The sequence below is a fragment of the Phyllobacterium sp. 0TCS1.6A genome (assembly GCF_026420825.1).
Classification (GTDB): Bacteria; Pseudomonadota; Alphaproteobacteria; order Rhizobiales; family Rhizobiaceae; genus Phyllobacterium.
Window position 1 is genome coordinate 1 of record NZ_JAPMAB010000002.1, and the last position, 19,053, is coordinate 19,053.

Sequence of the window (19,053 nt, forward strand, 5' to 3'; positions counted from 1 at the left end):
GCGCAACCAGCAACCGCCAGCGGCGTCCCGCCCTCGTTGGTGCCGTATATAGACAACCTAACTCATAAGTGTCAACTCCAACCGACAAGTTTTTTCTGCCTTTTTGCAACTATTCCAAAATCACCCTCTATCATCCAGGCCCAAACCCGCTTTCGGCCCACGTTCAAGCTGCGTTTGGGCCGCCTGCTCCGCCGCAAATCCCTCAAAACCAACGAAAATCCGGCCAGACCGCCCCACCCCCGCAAAATCCATACTTATCCACAACCCCACCATCGCTGGCAGCCAGCCGAGAAACAGCACAAAAACAAAATGGCGGGGCAAAAGCCCCGCCAGCATGGCAGACTAAAGTTTCAGACCTCAGGCCAGCGTATAGGCCGTCTTCACCGTCGTATAGAACTCGGCAGCATATTTGCCCTGTTCGCGCGGTCCATAGCTCGATCCCTTGCGCCCGCCAAAGGGCACATGGAAATCGACGCCCGCCGTCGGCAGGTTCACCATCACCATGCCGGCCTCGGCATTGCGCTTGAAATGCGTCGCGTGCTTGAGGCTCGTCGTGGCAATGCCGGACGAAAGACCGAACTGCGTGTCGTTCGCCGTATGCAGCGCCTCCTCGTAATCCTTGACGCGGATGACGCTCGCCACCGGCCCGAATATCTCCTCGCGGGAAATGCGCATCTGGTTGGTCGCCTCGGTGAACAATGCCGGCTGCAGGTAGAAGCCGGGCGTCGCCCGCTCCAGCCGCTCGCCGCCATAGGCCAGCCGGGCGCCTTCCTGCTTGCCGATCTCGATATAATCGACGTCCTGCTTGAGCTGGCCCGCATCGACGACGGGACCGATATGCGTGCCGTCCTTCAGCGCGTCATCGACGACCACCTTCTGCAGGCGCTCGGTCATGGCCGCGACGAAACGGTCATGGATCCCTTCGGTGACGATGATGCGCGAAGATGCGGTGCAGCGCTGGCCCGTCGAGAAGAACGCACTGTTGACGGCAGCATCGACGGCGACGCCGAGATCCGCATCGTCGAGCACGACGAACGGGTTCTTGCCGCCCATTTCCAGCTGGAACTTGCGCATGTGTTCGATGGAGGCCGCAGCGACACGCTTGCCGGTGCCGACCGAGCCGGTGAAGGTGATCGCATTGACGTCGGCGCTGTCGAGAATGGCCTGGCCAACCACCGAGCCCTTGCCCATGACGAGGTTGAGCACGCCCTTGGGCAGGCCGGCGCGATGCAGGATATCGACGATCGCCCAGGAACAGCCCGGCACGAGGTCGGCAGGCTTGAACACGACCGTATTGCCATAGGCCAGCGCGGGCGCGATCTTCCAGGCCGGAATGGCGATCGGGAAGTTCCACGGCGTGATGATGCCGACGACGCCGACTGGCTCGCGGGTGATCTCGACGCCGATATTCGGCCGGGCGCTCGGCAATACCTCGCCGGCAAGCCGCAGCACTTCCCCGGCGAAGAAATCGAATATCTGCGCGGCCCTCACGGTTTCGCCGATGCCTTCGGCCAGCGTCTTGCCCTCCTCGCGCGACAGGAGGCGACCGATCTCCTCCTTGCGGGCGGTGATCTCATCGGCCGTCTTGCGCAAGATGGCATGGCGTTCGAGGATGCCGCTGCGCGACCATGCGGGGAGCGCCGCCTTGGCTGCAGCGATTGCCTTCAATGTATCGTCTGCCGTGGCGCGGGCATATTCGCCGACCACGTCATTTGTGTTGGACGGATTGATATTGGCGATCGCGTCCCCACCGACCCATTCGCCGGCAATCAGATTCTGGTGTAACGTCATTCTCTCATCCTCTTTGGCTGAAACAATAGTATAGGTACCGAGAGCCTCAACACCAAGTTGCAGCTCCCATTCTGCTCGAACTTTCTCCCCGGCATCGCCTGACGACACTCCCTGGTTGACTCGCACATAGGCGAATCGACCAAAGCGTGTAATGTGATCGCTCTGAGTGCATTATCGTAGGAACTCCCGTCATGCCATACCCTCTGTTCAGTCTCGAAGGCAGACTGGCGCTCATCACCGGATCCAGCCAGGGGATAGGCTTCGCCATCGCCCGCGGACTGGCGATGCACGGCGCCGCCGTCATCATCAATGGACGCGACGAGTCGAAGGCCGGGACCGCCGCGGAGGAATTGCAGCGCGAGGGCCTGACGGCCCATGTCTCGGCCTTCGACGTCACCGATCCGGCCGCCGTGCGCGCTGCCGTCGATGCGATCGAGACCGAAAAAGGCGCCATCGACATATTGGTCAACAATGCCGGCATGCAGCATCGCGCGCCGCTGGAAGAGTTTCCCCATGACAAATGGCATCAATTGCTGGAAACCAACATATCGAGCGTGTTCTATGTCGGGCAAAGCGTGGCGCGGCACATGATCGGCCGCGGCCGCGGCAAGATCATCAATATCGCTTCGGTCCAGAGCGAGCTTGCCCGCCCGTCGATTGCCCCCTATACGGCGACCAAGGGCGCCGTCCGCAATCTGACGCGCGGCATGTGCACCGATTGGGCAAGACATGGGCTGCAAGTGAACGCGATCGCACCGGGCTATTTCAAGACACCGCTGAACAAGGCGCTGATCGAGAATGCCGAATTCTCCTCCTGGCTCGAAAAACGCACCCCGGCGGGACGCTGGGGCAATGTGGAAGAGCTTGCGGGCGCCGCGGTCTTCCTGGCAAGCGACGCATCCTCCTTCATCAATGGCCAGGTCCTGCATATAGATGGGGGCATAACGGCTTCGATATGATTCGCGTGATCGTGATGGGAGTGAGCGGCTCCGGCAAATCAACCGTGGGCGAGGCTGTCGCCAAGGGACTTGGCCTGCCATTCGTCGAAGGCGACGTGCTGCACCCGAAAAGCAATGTGGAGAAGATGGCGGCGGGCATTCCGCTGACCGACGAGGATCGCTGGCCCTGGCTGCGGCGGATCGGGCGTGAACTGGCCGAGGCGGACAATGGCATCGTCATCTCCTGCTCGGCGCTGAAGAAGAGCTATCGCGACCTGTTGCGGCAGGAGGCGGGCGGCCCCCTCGCCTTCATCTATCTCGATGGCAGCCTCGACGTGCTGCGCGACCACATGGGCAGGCGGACCGGCCACTTCATGCCGCTTTCCATGCTCGACAGCCAATTGGCGACGCTCGAGGTTCCGACGGGAGAACCGCTGGTATTGCGGCAGGATATTTCCCACAGGCCGGAAGATATCATCGCCGCGAGCATGGAGTGGCTGCGGGAGACGAACGGCTGACAGGCGAGGTTCAGGCGCGCGCCATCTGCTGCGCCCGCGTCGTCATCAACACGCCGGCGACAATGATCGCCGCGCCGAGCCAGGTGGAGAGCCGGTAGGTCTCCCCCAGGAACAGGGTTCCCGCCAGCAGCGCGACCGCCGCGCCGACATAGCCGATCTGGCTGAGATAGACCGGGCCGCCGACTGCCTGCAGCCGGAAATACAGCGCGAACATCGCCGTCGAGGCGACGACCTGCAACAATACGAGCAGCGGCGCATTGCCGAGCGGCGCCAGCGGGAACGATCCCGTCAGGACGAGAATGGCCGGCACGAGCAGGATCGCCGTCATGATGTGGCTGCCCGCCGCAAGCTCCGTCGGATGGGCATCCTGCGGCCAGTCGAGCGTGCGATAGACATTGCCCAGCGCCAGCAGCACCGGGATGAGCAGCCCGACGATCACCCACAGCGTCTCGGCCGGCTGGCCGACCTGGCCGCGCGTGAACGCCACCACCACGGCACCGGCGAAACCGGTGAAAATACCGCACAGCCCCAGCATGTTGGGGCGGCGCATGCCGAACAGCAGCGACAGAAGCAGGGTGAAGATCGGCGAGAGCGTATACATGATGCCGGTATAGCCGGCGCCGAGATGGGGTATGGCCGAGAGCGTCATCACATTGGGCGCGGCATAGGATATGAGCGCCGCGACGAGATAATAGCGCAGCCTGTGCCCATCGAGACGCGGCCGGCCGCCGGCGAAGAGATAGGCGGCCAGCAGGACCACGCCGGCCCCCGTCGATATCACCCAGGCCCAGACCGACGGGCTGATGCCGGCGGCGAAGGCAAGCTTGCCGAATGGCAGGGTGAGGCCGAGGAATGCGCCCGTCAGGACGAGAAGAACCGGCGCGGAGTTGAAAAGGGGCATGGCTGGCTTCCGCGCTGGGACTGGCTTCGAAAAGATCAGTTGTGGTCTTCCGGGAAGACCGGCAGAGGCATCACCTCGACCCCGTCATCCAGCAATTCCTCCACGTCGTCAGGCGTCGCTTCGCCATAGATGCCGCGCGGCGCGATCTCGCCGAAATGCATCTTGCGCGCCTGCTCGGCGAATTCCGCGCCGACATAATCGGCGTTTTCGCGGATCCTGCGCGCCAGTTCCTTCATTTCCCGGGTCATCTGGCTGACGGCGACGGCAATCTTCTCCTTCTGCCGCCCGGTCGAGACCGAAGGCGCCATCAGCGCCTTGCCGATCGCGCGCGAGCCGCAATTGGGGCAGGAGATCAGGCCTTTTTCCGTCTGCGCGTCGAAATCGGCATTGCTTCGGAACCACCCCTCGAATTCGTGATCCTTGTCGCAATGCAGCGAGAACCGTATCATGATGCCGCGGCCAGCCTCTCCGTCTCGCCCTTGTTCTCGACGATCACGCCGAAGGGCCGTGCATTCTTCAGATTGGGCACCTTGCCGCGTGCGGCGAGACTCAGCGACGGGTCGATATCGGCGACGATGACCGCAGGGTCGGCATGATCCGCCTCGGCCAGGACGTCGCCCCATGGGCCGACGATGATCGAATGGCCATAGGTCTCGCGGCCGTCCTCATGCACGCCGCCTTGCGCAGCCGAGATCATGAAGGCGCCGTTCTCGATCGCCCTCGCCCGCTGCAGCACCTGCCAATGCGCCTCGCCGGTCTGCCGGGTGAATGCCGCGGGCGCGGTGATCACCGCCGCGCCGGCCAGCGCCTGCGCCCTGAACAATTGCGGAAAGCGGACGTCGTAGCACACGGCAAGGCCGATCCGCGCGAAGGGCAGATCGAGGACGACCGTATCGAGGCCCGGCTCGTAGGCTGCCGATTCGCGCCAGCTTTCGCCATTGTCGAGATCGACGTCGAACATGTGGATCTTGTCGTAGCGGCCGATCACCTTGCCGTCCGGGCCGAAAACAAAGGCCCGGTTGGCGATCTTGCCGTCGTCCCGCGCTATGGCCGTCGAGCCGATGTGAAGATGGATGCCGTGCCTTGCCGCGAGTTCGGAGGCGGTGCGAACGATGACGTCGTCACGCTCGTCCTTCAGCACGGCGCGCAACGCGGCCCGGTCCCGCTGCAGCGAGCCGGTCATTTCCGGCGTCTGCACATAGGCGGCGCCCTTGCCGGCAGCCTCGGTGACAAGCCGGGTCAGGTCGGCGGCATTGCGCTCCGGATCGACCCCGGATCGCATCTGTATGGCGGCAGCTCGAAAAACGCTCATCTTTCTACCTCAAACCAGTTCGCCGGTGGCGAGGAGGCTGTCGAGCCGCCCGGCATTTTCCAGCGCATAGAGATCGTCGCAGCCGCCGACATGGGTCTTGCCGACGAAAATCTGCGGAAACGTCGTCCGGCCATTGGCTCGCGCCAGCATCTCCTGCCGCGCCGATGGATCGATGCTGGCATTGTGCTCGACGAATTCCGCTCCCTTCTTCTTCAGGAGGCTCACCGCAGCCGTGCAAAAGCCACAACCATTTCGCGTATAGATCGTTACATCAACCATAACACTCTCCACTTTAGCCCTATATAGGCAGCAAATAATGCGACGAAAAGAGCTGTTTTGCCGGATCGGTTGGGAGCTTGAGTATGAAACCTCGCAGAACCACCACCCTGCAAACCTCCATTTCCATCATGCTGAGCCCCCACCTCCCTCATGGTGAGGGAGAGTAGAGTTTTGCAGGGGGGATAATTCTGCGAGGTTTCAGATATTGGCTCCCGACTTTTCTGCAATCAAATCAATCATCCTCATCCTGAGCCTGTCGAAGGACCCCACAACAGTAATGCAACACACGTCGCCTCTGGTGGGATAAATGGAAACTTATCCCACCACTTTGAAACCGGGTTATTGTGATTCGGTCCTTTCCAGTGGGGGAGCAGCTTCCGGTGCTGTTTCGATTGCTGGGAAAGGGTGGCGTTGCCGAATGGTCGGAAGTGACAACCCCGACTGGCCAGCAAACTGCAGATGGAAACGGAGGTAGCGCTTCGTTTTCCGGGTTGTTGCGTCTGACAAGCGCAGCAACAGCAGGCAAAGACGTCACGGGCGGTCTTCGGACCTCGACCCTGATACCACTACGACGCGCTGAAGACCGCCCGTCTCCCCCCATTTCAATGACCAGACGCGATTGCGCGGGCGTGGTGATGATTTTCCGTATTTAACAAGAGACTGCACAAACGTTGTTGCGCCCTTCGACAAGCTCAGGATGAGGGATTGGGTTTGATTGCAGAAAGGGAGGGCGCTGAAATTTGAAACCTCGCAGAACTACCACCCTGCCAAACACCCACCCCCCTCATGCTGAGCCTGTCGAAGCACGTACTATCTTGATGCAGCACTAAAGGGACTGCACAAACGTTGCTGCGCCCTTCGACAAGCTCAGCATGAAAGAGAATAGAGTTTTGCAGGGTTCTAATTCTGCGAGGGAAGTGGATGGCAAAAGCGGAAGAATCTAGACCGGCAGTTCCTGTTTTATCGCACGGCCGAATGTCAGCACGTCGACCCGCGCCGCGCCCGATCGCAGCAGCGCGCGCGCGGCGGCCTTCACCGTTGCGCCCGTCGTATAGACATCGTCGATCAGCAGCACATTGCGGCCGCGAACCAGTATTTCCCGTTCCGGCGGCACCTTGAAGGCACCCTGCACATTGGCCGTTCGCTGGCTCAGGCCCAGCCCGACCTGCTGGCGCGTGCGCTTCACGCGTTTCAGCGCGTCCGGCTCGAAAGGCCTGCCGCTCCGGCGGGCAACATGGCGGGCAAGTTCGGCGGACTGGTTGGAGCGGCGCATCCAGAAGCGGCGCGCATGCAGCGGCACCGGCACGATCACATCGCAATCGGCCAGCAGCTCGGCGCCGGCCCGCGCCAGCCACGCCGCCATCCAGGGAGCGAGATCGAGCCGGTCATTATATTTCAGGCTGTGGACCATCTCGCGGATGATGCCCTCATGCACCGCGACGGATCGCGACCGCGCGAATGGCGGCGGGTCGGCTATCGCTTCGACCGAGAGAATCTCGGCACCGAGATCATGGCTGAACGGCGTGCCCAGCACGGGGCAATAGGGCTTGTCGATAAAGCGGACCTCGGCCCAGCATGGACCGCAGAGGCTGCCGGCCCGGGCCAGATGCTCGCCGCAGCCGGCGCAGGTGGGCGGGAACAGCAGGTCGGAAGCCGTATTCGCCAGCCGCAGAAAAGCACCGCGTGCCACCGCCAGGGAAGTTTTCAACCATGCCTCATTGCAATTCTCCCGGCGACGCCGCATTTAGCACGGGACTACTCATACACCAGCGATAAGAGACGCGAAACTTGGCAAAGGACAGCCACGCAATTTTCGATCGGGACCTGCTCCTCGCAAGGCAAAGGCGGGCATTGCGGCAGCACGGCCATGCCGGCGATTTTCTTCTCGCCCGCGCCGCCGATGACCTCGGGGAACGGCTTTCGGCGGTCGAACGCCGGTTCGGCATTGCCGTGGCGCTGGCCAGTCTTGGACGTCAAGCCGCCGACGCCGTGCGGCAAAGCGGCAAGGCCGATGCCATCTACCGGGCCGAACGCGACCCTGCCCTGCTCGACCCGGCCTATCCGGCGATCGTCGCCGATGAGGAATTCCTGCCGCTGCGGCCCGCCAGCGTCGATCTGATCGTCTCGCTGCTTTCGCTGCACCTGACCAACGACACGCCGGGAACGCTGCTGCAGATTCGCCGCGCGCTGCGGCCCGACGGGCTGTTCATCGGGGCGATGGCGGGCGAGGACACATTGTCCGAGCTGCGCCAGTGCATGATCGCCGCCGAGGCCGAAATCAGCGGCGGCGCCGCCCCGCGCGTCGCGCCCTTCGCCGATGTGCGCGATGTGGGCGGCCTGCTGCAGCGCGCGGGCTTCGCCCTGCCGGTCGCCGATATCGAGACCTATACGGTGCGCTATGATTCGGTATTCGGGCTGTTTCGCGACCTGAGGGCCATGGGCGCCCAGAACATCCTGTTCGGACGCTCGCGCAAGCCGCTGACCCGGCGCTTCTTCGCCCGGGTGGCGGAAATCTATGCCGAACGCTATAGCGATCCGGACGGCCGGATCAGGGCGACATTCTCATTCATATGGATGTCCGGCTGGGCCCCTCACGAATCGCAGCAGAAGCCGCTGAAGCCCGGCTCGGCCAAGGCGTCGCTTGCCGATTTCCTCAAGAATGCCGCCTCGGAGCCCGATTAGGGGCTTCAGCAGTCGCCCGACCTCGTGCCGTCGCGTTCGAGGATGCAGACCGCCGTCGGCGTGTTCTGCAGCACGCTGCGCCGGATCGTGGAGATGGACGGTTCCGCCCGCTTGATCGAACCGGTCGATATCTGGTCGATGGATTGTCCCGCCGAAACGTCGACGAGCGCGTCGCTGGTGCGATGCGCAAGGGGCGCGATGATCAGCGCCAGCGCAACTGCCGCCGAGCCGAACAGCAAGGCGCAGCGCAGCACGCTTCCCGCCGCCCGCTTATAGCCCCTCTGTTGCAGAAGATCGTCGTCAAGATAATCGTTCTTGCGCTGCATGCCCCACCTGAAATCACGTCACAACTATTGATTAAACCTCTCTTAAACCGGTGAAAGTTCCCTTAAGCATCAGGGTTAACGGGGAGATTTAGCGCGTGTGGTCGGGTGGGACGGGCTCTATGGATTGGATCCACATAGTGCGTGCTTCGACAAGCTCAGCATGAGGGGGGTTAGAGCAGGTCGATCAGAAACGGGATCAATGGCAGGTCGGCCGGCGGCATCGGATAGTTGCGCATGTCGGTCGGGCGCACCCATTTGAGCGCCTGCCCCTCGAGCGGCTGGGCGATGCCCTCATAGCGCCTGCAGATGAACAATGGCATCAGCAGATGGAAAGTCTCATAGCCGTGGCTGGCGAAAGTCAGCGGGGCGAGGCATGCCGGCTTCACCGTCAGGCCCAGTTCCTCCTTCAATTCGCGGATGAGGCTCTCCTCGGGCGATTCGCCCGGCTCCACCTTGCCGCCGGGGAATTCCCACAGGCCGGCAAGGCTCTTGCCCTCGGGTCGCTGCGTCAACAGCACGCGTCCGTCGGAATCGACGAGCGCGCAGGCGGTGACCAGCAGGATCGGCAGGGGGGCACTGCTCATCGGCCTGCCATCCGCATGTAATGATATCGGTAGATGTCCTGGAAGCCGAAGCGATGGTAAAGCGCGATCGCCGCGCCATTCGACAATTCCACCTGCAGCCAGGCCTTGCGCGCGCCCCTTTGCGCGGCCCAGTCCAGCGCTGCCCGCACCAGCCGCGTCCCGACGCCGCGGCGGCGCACATCCGGCGCCGAGATGATGTTGAACAGTCCGGCAAGGGCTCCGTCGCGCACGCAGATACCCGCCGCGACGACGCGCCCGTCATCGACGATCGTCAGCAGGGCCTTTTCCGGCTGGATCGCGTCGATGGTCCCGGTCAGCCCGCGCCTCAGGCCGTCATTGCCCGGTTGCAGGACGAGATAGGCATCGACGAAACCGTCGACATCATTGCTCGTCACCCCGACGCCGGAACCGGCCGGCAATGTATCGGCAAGATCGAAGGCCATGACCAGCGAATCGTCGAACCGCTCCCAACCGGAAGCCGCGAGATGCGCGGCCAGCTGCGGCGGGGCCAGCGGCGACAGGCGGAACATCGGTTTCACGCCCTGCTGCCGCATGCGCTCCACATCGGCGGCGATGCGCGACTCCATATTGCCGATATCGGACGGATCGAGCGGATTGATGGAATTCAGCCGCTTTGCCGGATGGTTCGGCGTCGTCCGCACCGCCCAGCTGCCATCATAATGAACATGCGCCGCCGGCCAGGCGCGGAAGCCCGCTGCTTCGAATTGCCTGATCTGCGATAGTTCCATCATTCCTCCGATCAGCTGCGATAATCGCCGTTGATCGCCACATATTCCTTGGTGAGGTCGCAGGTCCACACCGTCGCCTTGCCCTTGCCGAGGCCAAGGTCGACGCGGATCCTGATATCCTCGTTCTTCATGTAGCTCGAAGCCGCGCTTTCCGAATAGTCCGGATCGCGCTCGCCCTCGCGCGCCACGCGAATATCGCCGAACCAGATGGCAAGCCGGTCACGATCCGCCGGCTCCCCGGCCTTGCCCACGGCCATGACGACTCGGCCCCAATTGGCGTCCTCGCCGGCGGCAGCTGTCTTCACCAGCGGGGAATTGGCGATCGACAGAGCGATGCGCTTCGCCGATTTCGCCGATGTTGCGCCGGTAACGGTGATCTCGAGCATCTTGCGGGCGCCCTCGCCGTCGCGCACCACCTGGAGGGCGAGGTTCTTCAGCACCCGCTCCAGCGCCCTGGCAAACGGCTTGAGCCGCCTGTCGGCGGCACTGTCGATGGGTGCCGCGCCGCGCTCGGCGGCAGCGCCGGTGGCAAACAGCAGCAATGTGTCGGATGTGGATGTATCGCTATCCACCGTGACGGAGTTGAAACTGCCGCCCACGGCGGACGAAAGCAGCTTCTGCAGCACGTCGGCGGCAATCGGCGCGTCGGTGGCGACGAAGCTGAGCATGGTCGCCATGTCGGGCGCGATCATGCCTGCACCCTTGGCTATGCCATTGATCGTCACGGGCACGCCGCCGATGAGCACGGTTTCCGTCGCCACCTTCGGAAAGGTATCCGTGGTCATGATCGCCTCGGCCGCTTCCTGCCAGCGGCCGGGGACCGCCTGCTTGGCCAGGCCGCCGAGAAGATGGCTGAACTTCGCCGCATCGAGCGGCTCGCCGATCACGCCGGTCGAAGCGAGGAAGACCTCGCTTGCCTTGCAGCCTACCGCCTCGGCGGCGGCGGCAGCGGTGAGATCGGTGGATTCGCGGCCCTTCCTGCCGGTGAAGGCATTGGCATTGCCGGAATTGACCACGACGGCGCGCGCCACGCCGCCGGCAAGGCTGGAGCGGCAGAAATCAACCGCCGCCGAGGGGCATTTCGACCGGGTGAACACGCCTGCGACGGCGGCCGGCCGGTCGAAAACCAGCATCATGACATCGGTGCGGTTCTTGTATTTGATCCCTGCTTCCGCCGTCGCAATGCGAAGACCCTGTATTTCGGGCATTGCTGGCACATGTCTGGGCGCCAAGGGGGAGACCGATGTCGACATCTGGAACCTCGAAATGGGCTGGCTTATCGTGGAGGTGGGACGAGCCCGGACGGATGCCGGGCTCGATGGAACGTTACTTCTGGGCTTCCGTCGCGGCCTTGAAGGCCTTTTCCACTTCCGGATCGGCATAGACGATCTTCAGGGAAGCGCGCTCCTTCTTGATCAGGTCCATGTAGCGCTCGCGGATGACCATCGACTTGACCTGCTCCTTGACCTGGTCGAATGCCGGCGGCTGCTTCGCCCGCTTGTCCTCGAGCTTGATGACGTGGAAGCCGAACTGAGTCTGCACCGGAACTTTCGTATATTTGCCGATTTCCAGCTCGTTTGCGGCCTTGTCGAACTCCGGAACCATCTGCCCCTGGCCGAAATAGCCAAGATCGCCACCCTGCGCGGCGGAACCGTCGGTCGATTTCGTCTTGGCGATCTCCTCGAAATTGGCGCCGCCGTCGAGCTGCTTGATGATCGCCTCTGCCTCTTCCTTCGTCTTCACCAGGATGTGACGGGCGCGGACTTCGTTCTCGGCCGGCATCGCGGCGATTTCCTTGTCGTAGCGGGCGCGAACGTCCGCATCGGTGATCTTGTCGACGATCTGCTGCTTGAAATATTCATTGTGCAGCGCGCGTTCCTTGAGGAAGTCCATGCGCGACTTGAATTCGGCAGTCTCGTCGAGCTTCTCGGCCTCGGCCTTCGTCGCGAACGACTTGATGTCGATGATGGCCGCAAGGGCGGCCAGACGCCGCTGGTCCTCGGGCAATTGCGAAATCTGCGGGTCGAGATCGGCGGAAGCCTGGTCCAGGTCCTTCTGGGTAATCTCGGTGCCATCGACCGTGGCCAGCACCTTGTTCGGCTCCTGCGCCAACGCAAAGGTTGAAACGCCAGCCAAAATAGCGGCCGTGGCCAGCAATGAAATTTTATTCTGCAAACGGGTCATCATCAATTTCTCCTTGGGAGGAACGGTACGAGCCATGAATATGGCAGAATTTGGCCATTTTGAAGCATTGGGCCGCAGCGCTTCAACATTGACATAATTCAAGGCCCCTCTTATCTGTCCAACGGCTTTGCGTCCAGATAGCTTGGCGGAAGATGCACTTATACCTTGGGAGTGGTGCCCGGGTCTATCGCAGCTTCTTGGTCTCAGTCCGGTGGCCCCACTCCGGGGTCCGCCGATGGAACGAATTATAGAGAGGACCAGGGATGGTCAGTTTCGGCGGCCTCGCCCGCAAGATTTTCGGCTCGTCAAACGAGCGTCGCGTCAAAGGTTACAAAGCGCGTGTGGACGCCATTAACGCATTGGAGCCCGAAATCGCGGCCCTGAGCGATGAGCAGTTGCAGGCAAAGACCGCAGAGTTCCGCGAAAACCTCGCTTCGGGCACCAAGCTCGACGATCTTCTCGTGCCCGCCTTCGCCGTCGCCAGGGAAGCTGCAAAGCGCGTCCTCGGCATGCGGCCCTTCGACGTGCAGCTGATCGGCGGCATGGTCCTCCACCAGGGCGGCATTTCCGAGATGCGCACCGGTGAAGGCAAGACGCTAGTCGCGACGCTCCCCGTCTATCTGAACGCGCTCGAGGGCAAGGGCGTGCATGTCGTCACGGTCAACGACTACCTCGCCAGCCGCGACGCCCACTGGATGGGCCAGATCTACAATTTCCTCGGCCTGAGCTATGGCATCATCGTCCACGGACTCGACGACGAGGAACGCGCCCGCGCCTATAATGCCGACATCACCTACGCCACCAACAACGAGCTCGGCTTCGACTATCTGCGCGACAACATGAAGTATGAGCGCTCGCAGATGGTGCAGCGCGGCCATCATTACGCGATCGTCGACGAGGTGGATTCCATCCTCGTGGACGAGGCGCGCACGCCGCTCATCATCTCCGGCCCGCTCGACGATCGTTCCGACTTCTACAATCTGATCGACACGTTCATCCTGCCGCTGAAGCCGGAGGACTACGAGATCGACGAGAAGCAGAAGACCGCGATCTTCACCGAGGAAGGTACCGAAAAGCTCGAGAACCTTCTGAGGGAGGCCGGCCATCTCAAGGGCGAGAGCCTCTACGACATCGAGAACGTCGCCGTCGTCCACCATGTCAACAATGCGCTTCGCGCCCACAAGCTGTTCCAGAAGGACAAGGACTATATCGTCCGCAATGACGAGATCGTCATCATCGACGAGTTCACCGGCCGCATGATGCCGGGCCGCCGCTTCTCCGAAGGGCTGCACCAGGCGCTGGAGGCGAAGGAGCATGTGACGATCCAGCCGGAAAACCAGACGCTGGCCTCGATCACCTTCCAGAACTATTTCCGCATGTACAAGAAGCTTGCCGGCATGACCGGCACGGCTTCGACGGAAGCCGAGGAATTCGGCAATATTTACGGCCTCGAAGTCACGGAAATCCCCACCAACAACCCGGTGCAGCGCATTGACGAGGACGACGAGGTCTACCGGACCGTCGAGGAGAAATACCGCGCCATCGTCCGCGATATCCGCGAGGCCGCGGACAAGGGCCAGCCGGTCCTCGTCGGCACGACCTCGATCGAGAAATCCGAATTGCTCGCCGAGCGCCTGCGCAAGGAAGGCTTCAAGGATTTCCAGGTGCTGAACGCGCGCTACCACGAGCAGGAAGCCTATATCGTGGCGCAGGCGGGCGTGCCGGGCGCAATCACCATTGCGACCAACATGGCCGGCCGCGGCACGGACATCCAGCTCGGCGGCAATCTCGAAATGCGCACGCACCAGGAACTGGGCGACATGCCGGAAGGCGAGGAGCGCAGCGCCAGGGAAGCGGCGATCCGCGAGGATATCGCAAGGCTGAAGGAAAAGGCGCTTGCCGCCGGCGGGCTCTATGTCCTCGCCACCGAGCGCCATGAAAGCCGCCGCATCGACAACCAGCTGCGCGGCCGCTCCGGCCGTCAGGGCGATCCGGGCCGGTCGAAATTCTTCCTGTCGCTGCAGGACGACCTGATGCGCATTTTCGGCTCCGAACGCATGGACGGAATGCTGCAGAAGCTCGGCCTGAAGGAAGACGAGGCAATCGTCCATCCCTGGATCAACAAGGCGCTGGAGAAGGCGCAGAAGAAGGTCGAGGCACGCAATTTCGACATCCGCAAGAACCTGCTGAAATATGACGACGTCATGAACGATCAGCGCAAGGTGATCTTTGAGCAGCGCATCGAGCTGATGGACGGTTCCGATCTCAGCCAGACCACCCGTGAAATGCGCGAGGATGTCGTCGACGACCTGATCGCACGGCATACGCCCGAGGGCGCCTATGCCGAACAATGGGCGGTGCAGCAGCTGGACGAGGATGTCCGCAACATCCTCAATCTCGACCTGCCCGTCACCGAATGGGCGATGGAAGACAATATCCAGCCCGACGACATCAGGGAGCGCATCATGGAAGCGGTCGAGAAGGCCGCCGCGGACCGCGCCGAGCGCTTCGGGCCGGAAATCATGGCCTATGTGGAGAAGTCGGTCATTCTCCAGAGCCTCGATGCCCTGTGGCGCGAACATCTGGTCAATCTCGACCATCTGCGCTCGGTCGTCGGCTTCCGCGGATATGCGCAGCGCGACCCGCTCAACGAATACAAGACCGAGGCCTTCGAGCTGTTCCAGGCGATGCTGGCGAACCTGCGCCAGAACGTGACATCGCAGCTCATGCGCGTCGAACTCGTCCGCGAGGCCGCCGATGCCCCGGAACCGGCGCTGCCGGCGATGGAAGGCCATCATATCGACGGCACCACCGGCCAGGACGATTTCAACGAGGCCGAGGAGGATCTGCGCATCGTCGATCCCGTCGATCGCGATCCGAACAATCCCCGCACATGGGGCAAGGTGGGGCGCAACGAGCTTTGCCCCTGCGGCTCCGGCAAGAAGTACAAGCACTGCCACGGCTCGTTTGCCTGATGAACAAAGAGGACCGCAGTTCAAAAGGCTGCGGTCCTTTTCTTTGCAGGAGGAGCCCGCCGCGCTGTAAACCGTCGTCCGGGCGCTAGAACCGTTTCTAAAGGTTTAGCCCCTTATAGAACTTGCGGTTGTGCAACATTTGGAGAGCTCCTTGCGAAATACTGCGGTCAAAACTGCAGGCCGGCTCCTGCCCGACAAGATGGCGCAGCGGCTGGTTCCCTTGCTGGCGAGGATCGACCAGGTTCTGGAGGGCAGCGGCGAGCAGGCCGTCGCACAGCGCGTCTCCCTTATCGCCTTCGCCATAAGGATCGTCAGTGCCGCCATCGCACTTCTGTCGCAGGTGGTTTTCGCGCGGTGGATGGGCCAGTTCGAATATGGCATTTTCGTTCTCGTCTGGGTGACCGTCGTCATCCTCGGCAATCTCTCCTGCCTTGGCTTCCAGACCAGCATCATCCGCTATGTACCGCAATATCTGGACAGGAACGAGCCCGACCTGCTGCGCGGCATCCTGTTCACCAGCAAGACCTTCGCCGTTTCCGTCACCACGCTCATCGCGCTTCTCGGCGCCGCGGGCGTCCATGCCCTGCGGGACTCGCTCGAATCCTATTACGTCGCGCCATTCCTGATCGGCTTCATCTGCCTGCCGATGATCGCCCTCGGCGATACGCTGGACGGCACGGCGCGCTCGCGCTCCTGGGCGCTGATCGCCCTGACCCCGACCTATATCGTCAGGCCGCTTCTGACGCTGCTGATGATGAGCCTCGCCCATGTGGCCGGTTTTCCGCCGACTGCGGTCGTGGCCGTCATTTCCGCCATCCTTGCGACCTATCTCACCACGCTGACGCAGCTCGCCATCGTCTGCCGGCGTTTTGCCGAGGTCGTTCCGCCCGGGCCGCGGGAAATCCACTTCGCCGAATGGTTCAAGGTCTCGCTGCCGATATTCCTCGTCGAAGGCTTCTTCTTCCTGCTGACCAATGCCGACGTCCTGATGGTGGGGCGCTTCATGCAGCCCGACGAAGTCGCCGTCTATTTTGCCACCGTCAAGCTGCTCGCCCTCGTGCATTTCGTCTATTTCTCGGTCAAGGCCGGCGCCGCGCAGCATTATTCCGTGCTCATGCAGGGACAGGACCACCGGCAACTGGCGAAATTCGCCAGCGACACGGCGCGATGGACCTTCTGGCCCTCGCTCGCCATGGCAATCATCCTGCTCATCCTCGGCAAGCCCCTGCTCTACCTCTTCGGCGCGCAGTTCACGGCCGGCTACCCGCTGCTGTTCATCATGGTTGTCGGCGTCGTCGCCCGCGCCTCGATCGGCCCCGCCGAAAGCCTGCTCAACATGGCCGGCAAGCAGAAGATCTGCGCGACGGTCTATGCGGTCACGCTGGCCGTTAACATCTCTCTCAGCATGGTGCTGATACCCTTGTACGGACTTGCGGGAGCGGCGATCGCCACGGGACTGTCCATGGTGTTCGAAGCCTCCGCCCTGGCCTGGACGGTTCGCAACAGGCTGAAGATTACCATGTTCGTTTTCGCCGGCAGTTCTGATCGAGAACCCGTCAAGGAAGAAATCTGATGGCAGCTATACCGATTCTCGAGGAATTGGCGGCGGGACCCTCCGCGCAGATCATCGCGCAATTGTCGGGCCTGGAGCCGGTCCGGGAATCGACCCGCCATATCGAGGAGACCCTCGGCAGCACCCCTGGCAGCCCCCTTGGCAGCAGAAACATTCCGCGCAAGCTTTCCATCTATTCGGCCTCGGCCGGCTTCGATCTTCTCGAAGAGCTGGACTATCTGACCTACCGGACCATCGAGCCGAACGTCTTCTTCAATCCGCGTTTCCTCGCGCCGGCAATGCCGCGCCTCGACGATCGCCAGGTTCGCCTGATGCTGATCCGCGACGAGAACGAGGTGAAGAGCCGCCTGCGTTTCCTCATGCCCTATACGATCGAGCGCGCCGGCTTTGCCATGTCGGGCGCGATCATGCGTGCATGGGCGACGCCTTTCGGGCCGCAGAGCACGCCCCTCATCGACCGGGACGATCCGGTCGGCGTGCTCAACGATCTCTTCGACATGCTGGGCCGCAAGCACCTGAAGCTGCCGGACATCCTGGTGCTGCCCGAAATGCGCCTCGACGGGCCGGTCGCCCAGCTGATCCGCACCATCGCCATCGACCGCAACCTGCCGCTTGTGACGGCGAGCCAGGTCGAACGGCCCATCCTCCAGAGCGCCATGGACGGCGACGACTATCTTCGCCAGGCAATCGGCGGCCGCCGCGTCAAGGAATATCGCAGGCTTTGGCGCAGGCTCGCCGAAAAGGGCGACCTCGCTTATGTCGTCAGCCGCAACGAGGACGATATCCGCATCAAGCTCGAGCAGTTCCTCGTCGTCGAGGCCAGCGGCTGGAAGGGCCAGCGGCGTTCGGCCATGGCCGTCGATCGCTTCCGCGCCGCCTTTGCCCGCGAGGCGGTCAACAATCTCGCGGCGCGCGACCTGGTGCGGATCCATTCCCTCGAACTCGATGGCCGGGTGATCGCAATCCTCATCGTCTTCGTCGAGGCCGGCGAGGCCTGGACCTGGAAGATCGCCTATGACGAGAAGCTCGCCGCCTTTTCGCCGGGCGTTCTGCTGATGGTCGAAATGCTGAAGAACCATCTCGACGACCCGAACATCGTCAGGACCGATTCCTGCGCCGTCCCCGATCATCCCGTCGCCTCCCGCCTGTTCAGCGAGCGCGAAAAGATCGGCACATTGGTGATCGGCCTCAATCCCGCAGCGGATCGCGCGGCCCGCAAGGCCGCCTCGCAGCTGCATCTCTATCGCCGCACCCAGAACCTGGCGCGGCTGGTGCGCGAGCGATTGCGCCAGATGACGGGACGCGATTAGGCGCCATCCCCTGCGACGCCCGCTAGCCTGCCGGCTCCGTCAGCGCATCCGCCTCCATATAGCCGAGCGCCCGCAGATGGCGCATCGCGCTTGCCGGAATATCGGCATCGGAGAACTGGTCGTGATAGGCGCCCTTGTGCTTGAACGGGTTCTTCGACACATAGTCCGCCGGCGACTCCGCATCCGCCCCGAGCACGACATAGCCGGCATGATCGGCGCTCCTGAGCGGGAACGAGCAATATCGGGCGATATCGACGGCAACGCGCTCGGGCTGGCCCAGCAGGTCCTCCTGCCGGATGGCGAGATGGTCGAATTCCTTTTCCCAGCCGCGCCACGCCTCGATCGTATCGACCCAGAGGCGGAAGGCCTCCGCCACCGAACCTGCCATGCCCTTCCTGAGCATGCTTGCAGCGACATCGCGCCCGTCACGGTAGATGTAGAGTATCTTCGCATCGGGAAAATGCGCCTTGATATCGCGCACGTGGAACACATAGTCCGACCATTTGTCGCCCCAGGTCCAGCGCGGCCTGTTGCCATAGACCGAATGCAGCGCGGGGGCGAAACCCTTGTCGGCCTCGTCGCCGGCGAGCACGATCTTGAGGTGCCAATGCTGCAGCCACGGATCCTGATCGACCGCCGCCCGCTTGTTCTCCAGCCATTGCCGCAGGGAGAGCTTGTGCTGCCAGCTCGGCCAGGCGAACAGCGCCCATTCGTTGGAGATCATGATGCCATTGTCATTCATGATCCGCACCAGGGCGGTGGTGCCGCTTCGCTTGCAGCCGCAAATGATGATAGGGGCAGATTCGCCGGAATTTGTCTCGCTCATTGGAAAATAATTCCACGACGCCGCCAATTGCCGCAATACACATTGCGACAAACCGTCATAAAATAGTGCGGTGCGCGGTGGGGCCGCCGGCCGGCACCGACGATC

General features: G+C 62.6%; 18 protein-coding genes. 6 read left to right on the plus strand and 12 right to left on the minus strand.

Annotated features, from left to right (window positions below; genetic code table 11):
- Positions 1-357: 357 nt before the first annotated feature.
- Positions 358-1,791: an aldehyde dehydrogenase family protein gene (locus OSJ75_RS04140; protein ID WP_267227042.1), complete on the minus strand. Its 1,434-nt coding sequence runs from the start codon at positions 1,789-1,791 to the stop codon at positions 358-360.
- Positions 1,792-1,982: 191 nt separating this feature from the next.
- On the opposite strand from OSJ75_RS04140, the gene OSJ75_RS04145 reads away from it, so the two are divergent.
- Both OSJ75_RS04145 and OSJ75_RS04150 read left to right on the plus strand, forming a co-directional pair.
- Positions 1,983-2,750 (plus strand): SDR family oxidoreductase, encoded by a 768-nt coding sequence (locus OSJ75_RS04145; RefSeq protein WP_267227043.1) that lies wholly within the window; start codon positions 1,983-1,985, stop codon positions 2,748-2,750.
- Positions 2,747-3,247, plus strand: coding sequence for a gluconokinase (locus OSJ75_RS04150; protein ID WP_267227044.1), 501 nt, complete (start codon positions 2,747-2,749; stop codon positions 3,245-3,247). Before OSJ75_RS04145 ends, OSJ75_RS04150 begins: the two co-directional genes overlap by 4 nt.
- A 10-nt stretch (positions 3,248-3,257) precedes the next feature.
- Here the strand turns inward: OSJ75_RS04150 and OSJ75_RS04155 are convergent, their stop codons facing one another.
- The 5 genes from OSJ75_RS04155 to OSJ75_RS04175 all read right to left on the minus strand — a co-directional run bounded on the left by OSJ75_RS04155 (position 3,258) and on the right by OSJ75_RS04175 (position 7,483).
- On the minus strand, positions 3,258-4,148 hold the full coding sequence (locus OSJ75_RS04155; RefSeq protein WP_267227045.1) for a DMT family transporter: 891 nt from the start codon (positions 4,146-4,148) through the stop codon (positions 3,258-3,260).
- Positions 4,149-4,183: 35 nt separating this feature from the next.
- Positions 4,184-4,597: a DUF1178 family protein gene (locus OSJ75_RS04160; RefSeq protein WP_250019828.1), complete on the minus strand. Its 414-nt coding sequence runs from the start codon at positions 4,595-4,597 to the stop codon at positions 4,184-4,186.
- The gene (locus OSJ75_RS04165; protein WP_250019830.1) at positions 4,594-5,460 is read right to left on the minus strand and encodes a carbon-nitrogen hydrolase family protein; all 867 of its coding nucleotides are present in this window, start codon (positions 5,458-5,460) and stop codon (positions 4,594-4,596) included. Before OSJ75_RS04165 ends, OSJ75_RS04160 begins: the two co-directional genes overlap by 4 nt.
- Positions 5,461-5,469: 9 nt before the next feature.
- Positions 5,470-5,739, minus strand: coding sequence for a glutaredoxin 3 (grxC, locus tag OSJ75_RS04170; RefSeq protein WP_250019831.1), 270 nt, complete (start codon positions 5,737-5,739; stop codon positions 5,470-5,472).
- 940 nt (positions 5,740-6,679) lie between these two features.
- A complete protein-coding gene (locus tag OSJ75_RS04175) occupies positions 6,680-7,483 on the minus strand; it encodes a ComF family protein (protein ID WP_416362518.1) in 804 nt (267 codons plus the stop codon).
- 44 nt (positions 7,484-7,527) lie between these two features.
- On the opposite strand from OSJ75_RS04175, the gene OSJ75_RS04180 reads away from it, so the two are divergent.
- Positions 7,528-8,421: a methyltransferase domain-containing protein gene (locus tag OSJ75_RS04180; protein ID WP_267227047.1), complete on the plus strand. Its 894-nt coding sequence runs from the start codon at positions 7,528-7,530 to the stop codon at positions 8,419-8,421.
- Between the two features lie 5 nt (positions 8,422-8,426).
- Here the strand turns inward: OSJ75_RS04180 and OSJ75_RS04185 are convergent, their stop codons facing one another.
- The 5 genes from OSJ75_RS04185 to OSJ75_RS04205 all read right to left on the minus strand — a co-directional run bounded on the left by OSJ75_RS04185 (position 8,427) and on the right by OSJ75_RS04205 (position 12,300).
- Positions 8,427-8,747, minus strand: coding sequence for a hypothetical protein (locus OSJ75_RS04185; protein WP_267227048.1), 321 nt, complete (start codon positions 8,745-8,747; stop codon positions 8,427-8,429).
- Positions 8,748-8,917: 170 nt separating this feature from the next.
- On the minus strand, positions 8,918-9,331 hold the full coding sequence (locus tag OSJ75_RS04190; RefSeq protein ID WP_250019835.1) for a (deoxy)nucleoside triphosphate pyrophosphohydrolase: 414 nt from the start codon (positions 9,329-9,331) through the stop codon (positions 8,918-8,920).
- The gene (locus tag OSJ75_RS04195; RefSeq protein WP_267227049.1) at positions 9,328-10,080 is read right to left on the minus strand and encodes a GNAT family N-acetyltransferase; all 753 of its coding nucleotides are present in this window, start codon (positions 10,078-10,080) and stop codon (positions 9,328-9,330) included. The genes OSJ75_RS04190 and OSJ75_RS04195 overlap by 4 nt, the downstream gene beginning before the upstream one ends.
- Positions 10,081-10,091: 11 nt before the next feature.
- The gene (gene argJ / locus OSJ75_RS04200) at positions 10,092-11,333 is read right to left on the minus strand and encodes a bifunctional glutamate N-acetyltransferase/amino-acid acetyltransferase ArgJ (protein WP_267227050.1); all 1,242 of its coding nucleotides are present in this window, start codon (positions 11,331-11,333) and stop codon (positions 10,092-10,094) included.
- A 73-nt stretch (positions 11,334-11,406) separates the two neighbouring features.
- Positions 11,407-12,300 carry a peptidylprolyl isomerase gene (locus OSJ75_RS04205; RefSeq protein ID WP_416362519.1) on the minus strand — a complete coding sequence of 298 codons (894 nt, stop codon included), beginning with the start codon at positions 12,298-12,300 and terminating at the stop codon, positions 11,407-11,409.
- Positions 12,301-12,527: 227 nt separating this feature from the next.
- Between OSJ75_RS04205 and secA the strand changes: the two genes are divergently transcribed.
- From secA to bspF, 3 genes are all read left to right on the plus strand, one after another.
- Positions 12,528-15,239: a preprotein translocase subunit SecA gene (secA, locus tag OSJ75_RS04210; protein WP_267227051.1), complete on the plus strand. Its 2,712-nt coding sequence runs from the start codon at positions 12,528-12,530 to the stop codon at positions 15,237-15,239.
- A gap of 151 nt (positions 15,240-15,390) precedes the next feature.
- Entirely contained in the window at positions 15,391-16,812 is a 1,422-nt protein-coding gene (locus tag OSJ75_RS04215; RefSeq protein WP_250019840.1) for a lipopolysaccharide biosynthesis protein, read from the plus strand.
- On the plus strand, positions 16,812-18,122 hold the full coding sequence (gene bspF, locus OSJ75_RS04220; RefSeq protein ID WP_267227052.1) for a type IV secretion system effector crotonyl transferase BspF: 1,311 nt from the start codon (positions 16,812-16,814) through the stop codon (positions 18,120-18,122). Before OSJ75_RS04215 ends, bspF begins: the two co-directional genes overlap by 1 nt.
- Before the next feature lie 22 nt (positions 18,123-18,144).
- On the opposite strand, the gene OSJ75_RS04225 is transcribed toward bspF, so the two are convergent.
- Positions 18,145-18,948, minus strand: coding sequence for a sulfotransferase family protein (locus OSJ75_RS04225; RefSeq protein WP_267227053.1), 804 nt, complete (start codon positions 18,946-18,948; stop codon positions 18,145-18,147).
- Between the last annotated feature and the right edge of the window lie 105 nt (positions 18,949-19,053).

Coding starts and splice junctions, on each gene's coding strand:
- OSJ75_RS04175 (WP_416362518.1), bottom strand. CDS start 7,483: ATGCGGCGTCGCCGGGAGAATTGCAATGAGGCATGGTTGAAAACTTCC.
- secA (WP_267227051.1), top strand. CDS start 12,528: ATGGTCAGTTTCGGCGGCCTCGCCCGCAAGATTTTCGGCTCGTCAAAC.
- bspF (WP_267227052.1), top strand. CDS start 16,812: ATGGCAGCTATACCGATTCTCGAGGAATTGGCGGCGGGACCCTCCGCG.
- OSJ75_RS04185 (WP_267227048.1), bottom strand. CDS start 8,747: ATGCAGCGCAAGAACGATTATCTTGACGACGATCTTCTGCAACAGAGG.
- OSJ75_RS04165 (WP_250019830.1), bottom strand. CDS start 5,460: ATGAGCGTTTTTCGAGCTGCCGCCATACAGATGCGATCCGGGGTCGAT.
- OSJ75_RS04150 (WP_267227044.1), top strand. CDS start 2,747: ATGATTCGCGTGATCGTGATGGGAGTGAGCGGCTCCGGCAAATCAACC.
- OSJ75_RS04160 (WP_250019828.1), bottom strand. CDS start 4,597: ATGATACGGTTCTCGCTGCATTGCGACAAGGATCACGAATTCGAGGGG.
- OSJ75_RS04225 (WP_267227053.1), bottom strand. CDS start 18,948: ATGAGCGAGACAAATTCCGGCGAATCTGCCCCTATCATCATTTGCGGC.
- OSJ75_RS04195 (WP_267227049.1), bottom strand. CDS start 10,080: ATGGAACTATCGCAGATCAGGCAATTCGAAGCAGCGGGCTTCCGCGCC.
- grxC (WP_250019831.1), bottom strand. CDS start 5,739: ATGGTTGATGTAACGATCTATACGCGAAATGGTTGTGGCTTTTGCACG.
- OSJ75_RS04140 (WP_267227042.1), bottom strand. CDS start 1,791: ATGACGTTACACCAGAATCTGATTGCCGGCGAATGGGTCGGTGGGGAC.
- OSJ75_RS04205 (WP_416362519.1), bottom strand. CDS start 12,300: ATGGCTCGTACCGTTCCTCCCAAGGAGAAATTGATGATGACCCGTTTG.
- OSJ75_RS04145 (WP_267227043.1), top strand. CDS start 1,983: ATGCCATACCCTCTGTTCAGTCTCGAAGGCAGACTGGCGCTCATCACC.
- argJ (WP_267227050.1), bottom strand. CDS start 11,333: ATGTCGACATCGGTCTCCCCCTTGGCGCCCAGACATGTGCCAGCAATG.
- OSJ75_RS04155 (WP_267227045.1), bottom strand. CDS start 4,148: ATGCCCCTTTTCAACTCCGCGCCGGTTCTTCTCGTCCTGACGGGCGCA.
- OSJ75_RS04190 (WP_250019835.1), bottom strand. CDS start 9,331: ATGAGCAGTGCCCCCCTGCCGATCCTGCTGGTCACCGCCTGCGCGCTC.